At 44.1% G+C, this 13,573-nt stretch carries 10 protein-coding genes and 1 pseudogene; 5 read left to right on the plus strand and 6 right to left on the minus strand.

What is annotated here, in order from left to right; genetic code table 11:
- Window positions 1-23: 23 nt before the first annotated feature.
- Window positions 24-1,445, plus strand: coding sequence for an FAD-dependent oxidoreductase (locus DFP79_RS15565; protein ID WP_133504874.1), 1,422 nt, complete (start codon window positions 24-26; stop codon window positions 1,443-1,445).
- 125 nt (window positions 1,446-1,570) lie between these two features.
- Here the strand turns inward: DFP79_RS15565 and DFP79_RS15570 are convergent, their stop codons facing one another.
- Both DFP79_RS15570 and DFP79_RS15575 read right to left on the minus strand, forming a co-directional pair.
- Entirely contained in the window at window positions 1,571-2,746 is a 1,176-nt protein-coding gene (locus DFP79_RS15570) for an acetyl-CoA C-acetyltransferase (RefSeq protein WP_133504875.1), read from the minus strand.
- A 67-nt stretch (window positions 2,747-2,813) separates the two neighbouring features.
- Window positions 2,814-3,145, minus strand: a pseudogene (locus DFP79_RS15575) (CoA-transferase); the annotation flags it as partial.
- Between the two features lie 227 nt (window positions 3,146-3,372).
- Between DFP79_RS15575 and DFP79_RS15580 the strand changes: the two are divergent.
- Window positions 3,373-4,650, plus strand: a complete 1,278-nt coding sequence (locus DFP79_RS15580; protein WP_133504876.1) for a DEAD/DEAH box helicase — start codon at window positions 3,373-3,375, stop codon at window positions 4,648-4,650.
- Window positions 4,651-4,751: 101 nt separating this feature from the next.
- On the opposite strand, the gene DFP79_RS15585 is transcribed toward DFP79_RS15580, so the two are convergent.
- Both DFP79_RS15585 and DFP79_RS15590 read right to left on the minus strand, forming a co-directional pair.
- On the minus strand, window positions 4,752-6,419 hold the full coding sequence (locus DFP79_RS15585; RefSeq protein ID WP_133504877.1) for an EAL domain-containing protein: 1,668 nt from the start codon (window positions 6,417-6,419) through the stop codon (window positions 4,752-4,754).
- Between the two features lie 16 nt (window positions 6,420-6,435).
- The gene (locus tag DFP79_RS15590; RefSeq protein WP_133504878.1) at window positions 6,436-7,923 is read right to left on the minus strand and encodes a cache domain-containing protein; all 1,488 of its coding nucleotides are present in this window, start codon (window positions 7,921-7,923) and stop codon (window positions 6,436-6,438) included.
- A 623-nt stretch (window positions 7,924-8,546) separates the two neighbouring features.
- Between DFP79_RS15590 and DFP79_RS15595 the strand changes: the two genes are divergently transcribed.
- Entirely contained in the window at window positions 8,547-9,626 is a 1,080-nt protein-coding gene (locus DFP79_RS15595) for an aldose epimerase family protein (protein WP_133504879.1), read from the plus strand.
- A 109-nt stretch (window positions 9,627-9,735) separates the two neighbouring features.
- Here DFP79_RS15595 and DFP79_RS15600 read toward each other — a convergent pair whose 3' ends face one another.
- The gene (locus DFP79_RS15600; RefSeq protein ID WP_133504880.1) at window positions 9,736-10,839 is read right to left on the minus strand and encodes an ABC transporter ATP-binding protein; all 1,104 of its coding nucleotides are present in this window, start codon (window positions 10,837-10,839) and stop codon (window positions 9,736-9,738) included.
- Window positions 10,840-10,858: 19 nt separating this feature from the next.
- Entirely contained in the window at window positions 10,859-11,638 is a 780-nt protein-coding gene (locus DFP79_RS15605) for an IclR family transcriptional regulator (RefSeq protein ID WP_133504881.1), read from the minus strand.
- 194 nt (window positions 11,639-11,832) lie between these two features.
- Here DFP79_RS15605 and DFP79_RS15610 point away from each other — a divergent pair, with 194 nt between their 5' ends.
- Both DFP79_RS15610 and DFP79_RS15615 read left to right on the plus strand, forming a co-directional pair.
- Complete coding sequence (locus DFP79_RS15610; protein ID WP_243730292.1) at window positions 11,833-12,717, plus strand: carbohydrate ABC transporter permease; 885 nt, start codon at window positions 11,833-11,835, stop codon at window positions 12,715-12,717.
- Window positions 12,717-13,568 (plus strand): carbohydrate ABC transporter permease, encoded by an 852-nt coding sequence (locus DFP79_RS15615; protein ID WP_133504882.1) that lies wholly within the window; start codon window positions 12,717-12,719, stop codon window positions 13,566-13,568. Before DFP79_RS15610 ends, DFP79_RS15615 begins: the two co-directional genes overlap by 1 nt.
- The last annotated feature ends 5 nt before the right edge of the window (window positions 13,569-13,573 follow it).

The following is a 13,573-nucleotide window of genomic DNA, read 5'->3' on the forward strand; positions in this document are numbered from 1 at the left end:
CGCAGCCATAGGAGATAACGCTTATGTCTGAGCGCTTAAATAACGTATTTCAATTTGTCGAAGTGGATCGTCAGGATCCCAAGAAAAAACCTTTACTGACCCGTAAAGCACAGTTTGTAGAGATCTATAGACCGTTCGAGGAAGAAAAGGCAAAAGACCAGTCACATCGTTGTTTAGAATGTGGCAACCCTTATTGTGAGTGGAAGTGTCCAGTACACAACTACATTCCAAACTGGTTAAAGCTAGTGAGCGAAGGCAACATACTGGAAGCGGCGGAGTTGAGTCACCAAACTAACTCTTTGCCAGAAGTATGTGGCCGTGTTTGCCCACAAGACCGTCTGTGTGAAGGTGCATGTACCCTTGGCGAAGGTGGCTTTGGCGCCGTAACTATCGGGTCGGTTGAAAAATACATTACCGATACGGCTTTTGCTCTAGGTTGGCGTCCTGATATGTCGAATGTGGTACCGGTTGATAAAACCGTTGCCATTGTTGGCGCTGGCCCTGCTGGTTTAGCGTGTGCTGATATTCTGGTTCGTAACGGCGTGAAACCTGTTGTGTTTGATAAGAACCCAGAAATCGGCGGTCTACTGACATTCGGTATTCCTGAGTTCAAGCTTGAAAAATCCGTAATGACTCGTCGTCGTGAAGTATTCGAAGAGATGGGTGTTGAGTTTGTTCTAGGCACAAGTGTGGGCGACGACGTACCGTTCGAGCATTTGCTTGAAGAATACGATGCTGTCTTCCTTGGTATGGGAACGTACAAGTACATGAAGGGCGGTTTCCCTGGTGAAGATCTTCCAGGTGTTCACGATGCCCTCGATTTCTTGATTTCAAACGTTAACCACTGTCTAGGCTTTGAAGAAAGCGAAGACGATTACGTTAGCATGAAAGGCAAGCAGGTTATCGTACTGGGCGGTGGTGATACCGCAATGGACTGTAACCGTACTTCCATCCGACAAGGTGCAAAAAATGTAACCTGTGCTTATCGTCGCGATGAAGAAAATATGCCCGGTTCTCGCCGTGAGGTGAAGAACGCACGCGAAGAAGGTGTTCAGTTCCTATTTAATCGTCAGCCTGTCGAAATCGTCGGTGACGGTAAAGTGGAAGGCATCAAGGTTGTTGAAACCCAAATGGGTGAGCCTGACGAAAACGGTCGTCGCAGCGCAGAAGTGGTTGAAGGCAGCGAACAAATTATTCCTGCAGACATCGTTTTGGTTGCCTTTGGCTTCCAGCCAAGCCCAGCGCCTTGGTTCGAACAGTTCGGTATTAACATTGATGGCCGTGGTCGCGTTGTTGCGCCAAGCGACAACAAGTTCATGTTCCAAACCAGTAATGAAAAAGTGTTTGCTGGTGGTGATATGGTGCGTGGTTCTGACCTTGTAGTAACCGCTATCGATGAAGGTCGTAAAGCGGCCGAAGGTATCATGGATTACCTAGACATCTAATTTTTAGATGTGAAAAGAACCTGGACATGGAAGCTTGTTGTCAGGCTTTCATAACATGGTGGTGTTGAGCCCTTCTATCATATGATAGAGGGGCTTTTTTTTATTGTGGGAGTGAGTGCGCTAGATTATCGAGAAACCAATAGCGAAACGCCCATGCCTCCGCCAACACAAAGCGTCGCCAGACCTTTTTGAGCGTTTTGTTTCTCCATTTCGTGAAGTAACGACACTAAAATCCTGCATCCCGAAGCGCCGATAGGGTGGCCTAGAGCAATAGCACCGCCATTTACATTGACAACATTAGGGTTGAATCCAAGCCCCTGATTGACGCTCAGTGCTTGCACTGCAAAGGCTTCGTTGGCTTCGATTAGATCAAGGTCTTCGACCGACCATTGGACTTTATTGAGCGCTTTTCTAGTTGAACTAATAGGCCCTGTTCCCATAATTTCAGGCGCAACCCCTGCGCTTGCGGCTGCTTCGATTGTGGCTAGAACGGGTAGGTCCAGTCGCTGGGCTTCTTCGTCAGTCGTTACGATAACCATTGCAGCGCCGTCATTCAGTGTGGAAGCATTGCCAGCGGTAACACTGCCTTCTTTAGCAAAGGCTGCGCGCAATTTTGCGAGTGATGCTTCGCTTGATTCCGGTCGAATTTGTTCGTCCTCTGTGACGATGACGGGTTCACCTTTACGCTGTGGTATAGTGATTGGCGTAATTTCGTCAATAAACTTACCTGCTGACCGTGCCTTGGCTGCTTTGTGTTGAGAATGTGCGGCAAAGCGATCTTGTTCCTCACGCGAAATATTCCATTTCGATGCGATGTTTTCCGCAGTTTGTCCCATATGGTAGTCGTTGAACGCGTCCCAAAGACCATCTGTGACCATTGAGTCAAGCATCGTCCAGTCGCCCATCTTTTTACCATTACGGCTTTTTGGTAAGACATGCGCGGCTTGACTCATGCTCTCTTGACCGCCTGCGACAACCATAGTTGCATCGCCATTCAGGACAGACTGAGCCGCCAGTTGAACGGCTTTTAAACCAGAGCCACAGACTTTATTGATGGTCATGGCTGAAACGGATTGGTTTAGCCCCGCATGTAATGCAGTTTGTCTCGCTGGGTTTTGTCCACAACCTGCACAGAGTACTTGGCCTAGAATGACTTCATCGATGTGTTCTTTTAACGTAGGTGTCTTACCCAGCATGCCTGATAAAAGCTGAGTGCCGATTTCGACAGCACTTAAGGAAGACAATGACCCATTAAAAGAGCCTATGGGTGAGCGTGCCGCTGCTACGATAACTGCTTTCATGTGTGTATACCTGATGATAATTGTTTTGTGTGTGCCCGATGATCGTATTTCGCTGGAATTCGGTGAATTAAGCAAAGACCATTTCAGGAACGTATTCGGGGATAATCAGTGTTCCCTGAGTTTTTTGCTGTATTTCTTCTACGCTTACACCGGGTGCTCGTTCTTTGAGAATAAACGCGCTGTCGTCAATTTCAAGCCACGCTAAATCCGTTAGTACTTTTTTAATACAGCCTTTTCCCGTTAGAGGCAAACTGTAACGGCTGAGGAGTTTGGACTCTCCGCTTTTCGACGCGTGGGTCATGGTCACAATAATATTGTCTGCACCGGCTACGAGATCCATTGCGCGCCCATGCTTTTTATTAGCTTGTTGGGTATCATCCAAGAGGCAATGTTGCCGCTTCGGCGATGTTGGATGTGCTCAGAGAGACGTATCAATAGCGGCGCATTGAGCATTGTTTGTGATCTTTTATTTCTAATGGTTAATCTGGCGTTTTAACGGTCGCGATACTCGCTCTATTACTGTATTCTTCGCGTCTTCTTCAGTTTGATATTTGGCGTGTGCTCATGCTCTTTTTTCAACTGAAACCCGCTTTTATGCGCTATTGCTATTGAACAGAGACCACGACATGTCATTTTCTTCTTTGGGGCTATCTGCTCCTATTCTGGACGCTATTAAAACCCAAGGATATTCTGAACCTTCACCGATACAAGCGATGGCTATTCCCGCTGTATTAGAGGGAAAAGATGTCATGGCCGCGGCGCAAACCGGAACAGGTAAAACCGCAGGTTTTACTCTGCCGATACTTGAGTTACTGTCTAAGGGCGAGAGAGCGCAAAACAACCAAGTGAGAGCGCTGATCCTAACACCAACCAGAGAGCTCGCTGCGCAAGTACACGAAAACGCTTCTGCTTATTCACAAAATTTACCTCTGCGTGCGGAAGTTGTATTTGGGGGAGTAAAAATCAACCCTCAGATGATGAAGCTTCGACGCGGTGTTGATGTCCTTGTTGCGACGCCAGGTAGGTTGTTAGATTTGTTCTCTCAAAATGCTGTCTCATTTAAACAGCTCGAAATGCTTGTATTAGACGAAGCGGATCGCATGTTAGACATGGGCTTCATCCATGATATCAAGCGCATTTTAAAGTTATTGCCAAAAGATCGACAGACGCTTTTGTTCTCGGCGACGTTTTCTGATGACATTCGTGAGCTGGCTCAAAGTGTGGTAAAGGATGCGGTTGAGGTGTCAGTTACCCCACCGAATACAACGGTCGAGGTCATTAAACAAAGTTTAATCCCGGTTGATAAATCGAAAAAAAGTGCTGCCCTTAAGTTTTTGATTCAATCTCGAGACTGGAAGCAAGTGCTTGTTTTTTCTCGCACAAAACATGGCGCAAATCGTCTAGCTACCTTGTTTCAAAAGGCGGATATCGAAGCCGCGGCAATTCATGGTAACAAAAGCCAAGGCGCAAGAACTCGTGCATTAGCTGGTTTTAAATCAGGGGAAATACGCGTGTTGGTAGCAACGGATATTGCAGCTCGTGGGATTGATATTGATCAGCTTCCTTACGTTGTAAACTTTGATTTGCCTAACGTTCCAGCAGACTACGTGCATAGAATTGGTCGAACAGGCCGAGCTGGTGCAAAAGGTGAAGCGGTATCGTTGGTGAGTGAAGACGAAGCGGATCAATTGTCTGACATTGAAAATTTAATTAAGACTCACATTGAGCGTGAATATCTAGATGGCTTCAAGCCAGTGAAGGAAATCGCGCAAACCAAGATTGTAGACAAGACTAGAAAGCCTAAGAAACCTAAAAAGCCGAAAAGCAGAAATCCGTCTGGACACAATAACGGTCAGCGATCAGGTGAGCTTGCAAAAGGGCACAAACCTTCAGGTCGTCGTTAATCGACCGTTTTCTATGTTTGTATTTACGGCTATTCTAATCTTCTAGAATAGCCGTTTGTTTCAGAGCAGTCGTTTGACCGCGTTTATCGATAGACTGACTGCTACTGTACACTTGTTTCTTTTTTGTACGTCAAATAGGGCTGCTCTTTCAGCATCTTTTCAAGTTTCGAAATCTCTACTGCCTTACAGTAGTACCATCCTTGCCCGACGGAAGTTGGCGCTTTGCTTAGTATGTACTCAAGCTCTTCTTTCGTTTCGATACCTTCAAATACGGCACGCGTATCGAGCGCTTTTAATAGCTGGAATATGCCGTCTAGTGTTATTTTATTGACGGTCTGAGTGCCTATGGCTTGAGTGAACATCTTATCGATTTTAACTTCATCAGGCTCTAGGGAGCTAAGCCACGAAAGGTTTGAAAAGCCTGTACCGAAATCATCGAGAGACAGTTTGTAGCCGTCGCGCGCGAGCCTTTTCGCTGAGCTAATTAAGATGTTGTGATCCATGGCTGTTCGTTCAGTGACTTCAAAGACAATTTGGTCGTTGTGAATATCATACAAGCTCATTTCTCGATATATGAAATCAAAGAAGTTGAGGTCGGCAAGATCGAATGCGGATACGTTTATATTGACAGACATTTCTCGGTCTTGTTCTAAGATGGTGTGAAGATCACGCAAAACGGTACGAAATATCAATTGGGTCAAATTCTTGATATCGCCATGTTGTTCGGCCAACGGGATAAAATCTTCTGGAGATATAAAACCATCGGAATCGTCAATCCACCGAGCGAGAGCCTCAAAACCTACTATTCGCCCTGTTTCCAAATGAATTTTAGGTTGGTAAAGCGGAAAAATGAGTTCGCGTTTAATCGCAAAGCGTAATTTGTTGAGCAAAGCTTTTGGAGCAAACTTTCGATATTGAATAAGAAACGCGATGCTAATACCAAGGATGATGCCGAACGTAGTCAAAGTTGCAAGATAGGTATAGGGTTTTGTGTACAGACCTAGCTTTCTATCCATCACAACGGAGCAGTGGTTCTTTGAATGATCACATTGCTTATGTGTAATGTACGAGTTTGGAAATGGAAGCCAACTATAAAACGAAGGTTTATGGTTTATTGCCTTCGTAATATAACTCTCCGGCACGTCGTCCAGAATGGAATAAACAAACCCCGTGTTGTCGTTGTACATCACGGCTCCTGTTTTAGTTGAGCGTCTGTTAATGGCTAAATACGCAGCTGGAGATAAAGAGACAATGATGTTTTTATTTTGAAATAAGGTGCGTTTTTCAAATTCACCTGTTAGAAAAGCAGAAAAACGCCAGAAAATTAAGCCTTGCCCGTCCGCGTTGTCTGAATCTGCTTTTGGTAATCGAATAGGAGTATTGAGTTTCCCCCAAGCAGCACTGCATCGAACGGTGTTGCCATCAGTAATTCCGATGTCTTCAATGTAATGATACCGTGAAACGATTCGCCTAAGTTTACTTAAGGTATTGATATCACAGGTTTTATTTGAAAGCTCAGACCCAAGAGTTAATACTTTCTGTGCTTGAAAGCTGACTTGCAAATTTCTTTTGGCAACATCGTTAGAGTACTTTTTTAACGATAGGGCTTCATTGCTAATAATATTGAAATGAGCGGCATTAAGTATGATAAAAACGCTCACTAAACTGGATAAAGCCGTTGACGACCAAGTAGGCTTCGGCAAGTAGGATAGAAAGATTCCGAATTTAACGAGCTGACTTTTAACGTAATCCAAAAGAGACGATCCCATAATTCGTGTTGTCGCTTTATAGTTTATAGGTATTTATGTCGTTTTCCAGTTTCTGAGTCACACTGCTCATTCCTTTTACGACGCAAACTAGGTTTTCGTTCTCTTTCGCTAAGTCGGTTAAATCTCGTTCTAATTGTTCTACAAGTTGGTATCGAGCTTCTTGATTTTTCTTTAGCGACGCTTTAAACGCATAAAAGTCGTGACAAAGTTCCATTATGTTGGTGGAAGATTTATACACCTCTGTGATTTTCGCTGTGAGTTTGGAATTGAGTGCAGCATCAAGGTGTTCTTCTTCGGTAATAAAAGAGCCTGATAGCACCTTAAGTTCGCTAATTTCTTCTTGAATGAGGTGTTCAAGGTGATGGATCAAGCCTAGCTGCTCAGAGCTATTTTCAGAGGAAGAGCTTGAGGATTTTAGCGTTTCCACGGTTTCGGACAGTTTTGTCGCAAGGCGTATTAGGAAATCGGATCGCTGTTTATTGTCATGATTCAGTGTTCGAAGGTCGTTTAATGCGGATTCGTTGTGTTCAGAAAGCATGAAACATGTTTTTGAATTTTCGTGTAACTCAACTGTCGCTGGCGTTAGCGTGCTTACCATGTCAGCATATTCATTTTCAATGGTGCTGTATTCCGCCAAATGATTTTGAATATTGTTGTGATGTTGTTGGTTTAAATTGATGTTTTTAGACAGTCGTTCAAGGCACTTTTCGCTTTGATTGATGTCGCTGTTTAGTTTTTTGGTTTTGACAAGAAAATCTAAAAAAATGCCGCTCAAGCTTTTGTTTAACAGCATGAGCGCACTTAAAGCACTGTCTTTTTCAGGGTTTGAGACCGTGTGTGATAGATCGCCGCGTTCCATCGCTTGAATGTAGTGCTTCAAATCGATGGGTTCAGCGCCAACTGATCGTTTCACTTTTTTTAGCAGTACCCAAACTATGCCAAGTATAAGCAGGAAGGTGAATATCGACGACACAAAATAGGGTGCAGAGAGGCGCCAAGCTTGGTCATTGAGTTCATCCATATACAGACCATACCCGATCATCCAATCCCATTTTGGAATCAGGGTCATGGTATTTAACTTAACGTACAAATCATTTGAACCAGGTTTGCGGCTTTCGCCTAGGATAAAGTGGAACTGGTTTGCTTTTAAGATGGAGATGTATTTTGCGTAAGAAGACTGGAATGTACCGATCACATCCTTTCTCGTGTGAACTCTGGCAATGGCATTTCCGTCATTTGCCCAAATAAATGACGCGCCTTTATGGAACTTGCTTAGTGTGCTGGCGATGTTGTTTTCCGCCTCTTGTCTTGAAAGCTCTCCTTTCTCAAAACGCTCTATTTCATGTTCTGCTAGCTGTGTTGCAAATCTCAGCAACTCTGTTGCTTCGTGCTTTCTCGCTTCGATCAGATTGTGTTTAGAGGATTGAAACATTAGAGTGCAAAATGCAATGGCTCCAACACCTAAAACAACAGTAATGAGGTTAATTTGTCGAGAAAGTTTCATGATCGTAATTGCCTATGTTTGACCGTTTTCTTTTTGTGCTGTGTGTGACTCTAACTAAACAATAAGACTCCTTTTATTCATTGTTTAGTATTTGCTCAGTTCATATCAGATATATCTCATCTGTATAAACGGATGTTATCGTACTTTGTATGAATTTTAAACATAGTATCATTAAAAACAATCATACTATGACTTAAAGTTGGTCGTTTTGTATTCTATTTTTGCTTTGTTTTTGGTTGTTATTTGTACATGGAAATGGCAAAAAAATTGATATTTATTATTTTTATAATAAAAAACAATGAGTTAATTTTATTGTCGATTATTGATTTTTTGCTTTTGTATCGTGTTTAGTCATTATGTAAAAAGTTGTGTCTGTCCAGGATGTTTTTGTGGTGGCGATAGATTAGAAACGCAGTTTCATTAAACCGTAATGATATTATGAGTGGGAGTGCTATTTTAGTAACAGAACTGGTGTCTTCTGAGTGCTAGCCTTTTTGCATAAGAGCGTGGCGTTCTAAGTGCTTTTGATATCTGGAAAAGTGAGGTCGATGAGCATTTGAGTGGGCATAACTATTCGGGGGCGTTATTATGAGTACACTATTATTTCTGTTGTAGACTTTCCCATGATAACTGTTTCTCCCTTCGGTCAAATTAATGATGCTGCTGGAAAGAGCACGTCAACTCACTTAATTACTTTGCAACTCGCCAGTGGTGTCGCGGTGTCTTTATGTGACTACGGCGCACGCGTACAGAGCTTTAGTTCGCCGGATAAAGCAGGGGTCTTGCAGAATATCGTACTTGGCTATCCAAATATTGAAACATACGTACAAGACACGTCTTATCAGGGAGCGACATGCGGGAGAGTCGCAAATAGAATTGCCGACGGGCGGTTTGAGCTAAACGGTAAAAATATTCAACTTGAGCAGAATGAAGGTTTAAACCATCTTCATGGCGGCTACTGTGGTGTGGATAAAGCCGTTTGGGCGTTTGAAACGGATGAGGGTGCAAATAGCGTTACTTTTAAGTTACTGTGTACCGAAGAGCACGACGGTTATCCAGGTAATGCGACACTCTGTGTGACATACACCTTACTTACAACTGGACTTCGCATAGAGATGAAAGGGAAGGTAGATCAGGGCAGTGTGTTAAATCTAGTGAATCACGCCTACTTCAATTTGTCTGGAGATAGATCTAACACTATTTTAGATCACGAGTTGCAAGTCTTTGCTTCGAAATTTACACCAACAGACATTAACAATATACCATTAGGTCACTGTGAGAGTGTCGAAAATACGGAGTTTGATTTCAGAAAGAGTCGAGGCTTAGACTCATCTGATGAAGTCTTCAGTGAGGAACACAGAGGCTACGATACAAATTTCTGTATTCAGCAGCTTAAAGGTGAAAATTCGAATGGCAATGAGGTATATCCATGTGCGGTACTAAGGCACCCTGAGTCAAATCGTGTCTTGTCTGTTTTCTCGAATATGCCCGGTCTTCAAGTATACACGGGCGGATACCTAGATGGCGCATTACCAATAGATGAGTTTGATACACAGGAAGAAAGCCCGTTAAGGTATTCGGGTGTTGCGTTAGAAACTCAGCATTACCCTAATAGCGTCAACCAGCCAAATTTTCCGTCACCTTTTTTAAAAGCCAATGAAGAATACTGCCATATTGTTGAGTGGCGGATGGATGTGTACTGATCTTTTTAATCGATATGTCTGCGTGGAAATCGAAACATCCGTAGCAGCCGCTACGATTTAGAGCGGCGGCTGCATGTTAATGCTTCAATAGGATTGGTATCCGTTAGGGTTAACGCGTCGGAACTGGACGTGTGATCAATGAGTTCCCCTTGCTGTCAAACAAATAGCAATCTGATAGTTTAGCCCCGATTTCTAACAGCTCTCCAGAGCGGCTCATATTTTGCCCTGACACTTCGATGGTCAGGCTTTCGTCGCCGCATGTGGCATAAAGAAAACTAGTGCCGCCAAGGTGTTCCGCAACATCAATGTTCACATTGAGTTTGATGTCTGATTCGCTGTTAAATTCCGCTAAATGCTCTGGGCGAATACCGAGTGATACAGTGTCACCTTCAATGACTTGATTTTGATCTTTAATGTGCAGCGTAATACTTTGCCCACTTACTGAAATCGTCGCTTTACCGTCAATTACGTGGGTGATTTTTCCCTTTAAGAAGTTCATTTTAGGGGAGCCGATAAAGCCTGCGACAAACTCGTTAGCTGGGTTGTGGTAAAGCGCCATCGGAGAGCCAACTTGTTCGATGTTGCCATCACGCAATACCACAATCTTATCGGCAAGTGTCATGGCCTCAACCTGATCGTGCGTTACATAGACCATGGTTGATTTAAGCTGGTTATGCAGCTTAGCTATTTGTACTCGCATATCAACGCGCAATTCGGCATCAAGGTTTGAAAGTGGCTCATCGAATAAGAACACTTTCGGCTCCCTTACGATAGCGCGGCCGATGGCAACACGCTGACGCTGACCGCCTGAAAGCGCTTTGGGCTTACGATCGAGCAGTTTATCAAGATGTAAAATTTCGGCGGCTTCTTGAACGCGAGATTCAATGTACTCTGGGTCTGAACCTGTCATTCGTAACCCAAAACTCATGTTGTCTTTTACCGTCATGTGAGGATAAAGCGCGTAGGATTGAAACACCATGGCGACGCCTCGTTCAGCAGGCGCAACGGAATTCATGATTTTTCCGTCGATGTGTAACTCACCGTCGGTAATGTCTTCAAGGCCTGCAATTAAGCGTAAAAGTGTGGATTTACCACAACCTGATGGCCCAACGAAGACGACAAATTCACCGTCTTCTAGGTCTAGGTTTACGCCGTGAATCGTCTCAGTTTCCTGAAAGCGTTTGATGACGTTTGTTAATTTTATAGTCGCCATAGTGTAAAGATCCTGAGTATTATGTGGAGGCCATCGCCCCCATTCTGGTTGAAACTTCCGTGCAAGCGTCTTTCACTCGCTCTTGGAAATGCTTAAATTTTTCATCGTCAACGCGGAATTTCGGTGCCGTAATGCTGATGGCAGCGACGGCCTCGTTTCGGTAGTTGAAAATGACGGAAGCTGCGCATTGAATGCCTTCCTCGTGTTCTTCAAGATCCAGTGCAACTTTGGTTTTGCGTACTTGCTTCAGTGCAGAGCGAAGTGCTTGTTCATTTAGAATCGTTGTTTCTGTGTGCTTCTGAAATGACTGCGCTGAAATGGCTTCCTGTAACGTTTCTTCTGATAAATACGCCATTAACGCTTTGCCTACGCCAGTACAATACCCCGGGCCTTTTTTACCCACTGACGAGTACAAACGTAAACTTTTGGGGCTTTCTAGCTTGTCTATATAGATTACGTCGCCGCGATCCAGTACGGCGAGGTGAATGGTTTCGCCCGTTTCTGTCCAAAGTTCACGCATCTGTTCTGCTGCGATGTCTCGAACATCAATTTTGGACCATGCTTGATGGGCCAGTTCCAGAAGACCATAACCTGCGTGATAAACTTGGCTGCCCTCATCAAAACGCACCATACCTTGTTCAATTAAGGTATTGAGTATTCTGTGAACGGTCGCTTTTGGTAGCTCAACGCGTTCAACGAGGTCTGCGAAACGCAATGGAACCGGGCTGCAGCATACTTCGTTTAATAAACTCAGCGCCCGCCCTAAAGAAGAGCTGTTGTTGGTGTTTTTAGTGGTCACTCGTAAATTCTCGCAAGAGTTGTTTCATTTTTAATTCTGAATGATATTCAGTTTATTGACCATTATCGCAGTTTTGGATTCTTCTGGTTAATTTTTTATCTTCGATTTATTAAGTATTGCAAAAAACGAAACTCTGTTCCATTATTTGTCGAAGATTTAAATCTGTCAAGACTAATAAGATAAGAATAAGAGGTATGACTGCAATGCAAACGTTGCGTAGTAAACAGCAACAATGGATGCCGATTGTGTTTCTACTTCCGGCTGTAATCCTTTTTGCTGTTTACGTGATTTTTCCGATAGCTCAAAGTATATGGTTGAGCTTCTTCGAGTGGGATGGCTTGGGTGAAAAGACCTTTGTGGGCCTCGCCAACTATGAGGAGCTTTTTACGGACTATCAGTTTTGGATTGCGTTGAAAAACAATATCTACTGGTTAGTATTTTTTATGCTGGCACCGCCTCTTGGTTTGGCCGTCGCATTATTTCTGAATCAAAAAATTCTAGGCATTCGTCTAGTTAAATCTCTGTTTTTCTTCCCTTTTGTTATCTCACAGGTCGTTGTAGGTCTGGTGTTTTCATGGTTTTACGACCCTTCTTACGGCATTTTCAATAACGTCTTAGGCTTTTTTGGGGTCGAGCCTGTCGCCGTATTGTCAGACGAAGATTGGGTTACGTTTGGCATTATCGTGGCAGGGCTTTGGCCTCAGGTCGCGTATTGCATGATTTTGTACCTCACAGGTTTGAACAACCTAAGTCCAGATCAGATCGAAGCGGCTCGTTTAGACGGAGCGTATGGTTGGCGTATGCTTTGGTATGTCATTTTGCCTCAGTTACGACCCGCTACGTTTATCGCTGTTGTGGTTACTGTAATTGGAGCGCTGCGAAGTTTTGACCTTGTTGCCACCATGACAAGCGGCGGCCCATTTGGTTCTTCAACTGTTCTGGCTTACTTCATGTACGAGCAATCCATCTTTAACTACCGAGCAGGCTACGGTGCCGCTATTGCTACGGTCTTGTTCCTAATAATGGATGTCTATATTGCGTACTTCCTATGGCGTATGTTGAAGAGTGAGAAAGCCTAATGTTTCCAACACCTGTCGAAAAACGTTCGTTACCTTTTAACATCAGTTATCGCGTTGCGGTTTGGATAGCCTTGGTTCTATGGTTGCTGCCTTTGATCGCGGTAATGATGACATCTGCGCGTTCTGTCGCCGATATTAATGCCGGTAATTATTGGGGTATCCCTTCAGAGTGGATGTTGATTGAAAACTACACCATGGTGTTTACGCAAACACCTATGTTGCAGTACCTCCTAAATTCTTTGGTGATTACTCTGCCTGCGGTGTTGGGTTCTGTAGCCTTGTCGACGCTAGCCGGTTACGCCTTGGCTAAGTTTCCGTTTAAGGGCAACGTCGCGTTATTTGCGGCTTTTATTGCTGGTAACTTTGTCCCATTTCAGATTCTGATGATTCCAGTGCGCGATCTTACTATCTCTATGGGAATGTACGATACGGCAACGGGTTTGATCTTGTTCCATGTCGCATTTCAGACGGGCTTTTGTACCTTGTTTATGCGCAATTTTATTATTGGCTTGCCCGATGAGTTGATAGAAGCCGCTCGGGTTGAAGGTGTCAGTGAATGGAAGATCTTTATTCACGTTGTATTGCCGTTGATTCGCCCAGCGTTAGCGGCGCTTGCTGTGCTCATATTTACGTTTATCTGGAACGATTATTTCTGGGCTTTAGTGCTTGTTCAGAGTGACGAGGTGCGTCCGATCACGGCGGGAATAAGTGCCTTGAAGGGGCAGTGGTTGGCGTCTTGGCAGTTGATTGCAGCGGGGTCGATTATTGCAGCATTGCCGCCGGTTATATTGTTCTTTGCAATGCAAAGGCACTTTATTGCGGGCCTAACTCTCGGCGCAACGAAAGGCTAAAGGAA

The sequence above is a fragment of the Marinomonas balearica genome (assembly GCF_004362145.1).
Lineage (GTDB): Bacteria > Pseudomonadota > Gammaproteobacteria > Pseudomonadales > Marinomonadaceae > Marinomonas > Marinomonas balearica.

Coding starts and splice junctions, on each gene's coding strand:
- DFP79_RS15565 (WP_133504874.1), top strand. CDS start 24: ATGTCTGAGCGCTTAAATAACGTATTTCAATTTGTCGAAGTGGATCGT.
- DFP79_RS15570 (WP_133504875.1), bottom strand. CDS start 2,746: ATGAAAGCAGTTATCGTAGCAGCGGCACGCTCACCCATAGGCTCTTTT.
- DFP79_RS15580 (WP_133504876.1), top strand. CDS start 3,373: ATGTCATTTTCTTCTTTGGGGCTATCTGCTCCTATTCTGGACGCTATT.
- DFP79_RS15585 (WP_133504877.1), bottom strand. CDS start 6,419: ATGGGATCGTCTCTTTTGGATTACGTTAAAAGTCAGCTCGTTAAATTC.
- DFP79_RS15590 (WP_133504878.1), bottom strand. CDS start 7,923: ATGAAACTTTCTCGACAAATTAACCTCATTACTGTTGTTTTAGGTGTT.
- DFP79_RS15595 (WP_133504879.1), top strand. CDS start 8,547: ATGATAACTGTTTCTCCCTTCGGTCAAATTAATGATGCTGCTGGAAAG.
- DFP79_RS15600 (WP_133504880.1), bottom strand. CDS start 10,839: ATGGCGACTATAAAATTAACAAACGTCATCAAACGCTTTCAGGAAACT.
- DFP79_RS15610 (WP_243730292.1), top strand. CDS start 11,833: ATGACTGCAATGCAAACGTTGCGTAGTAAACAGCAACAATGGATGCCG.
- DFP79_RS15615 (WP_133504882.1), top strand. CDS start 12,717: ATGTTTCCAACACCTGTCGAAAAACGTTCGTTACCTTTTAACATCAGT.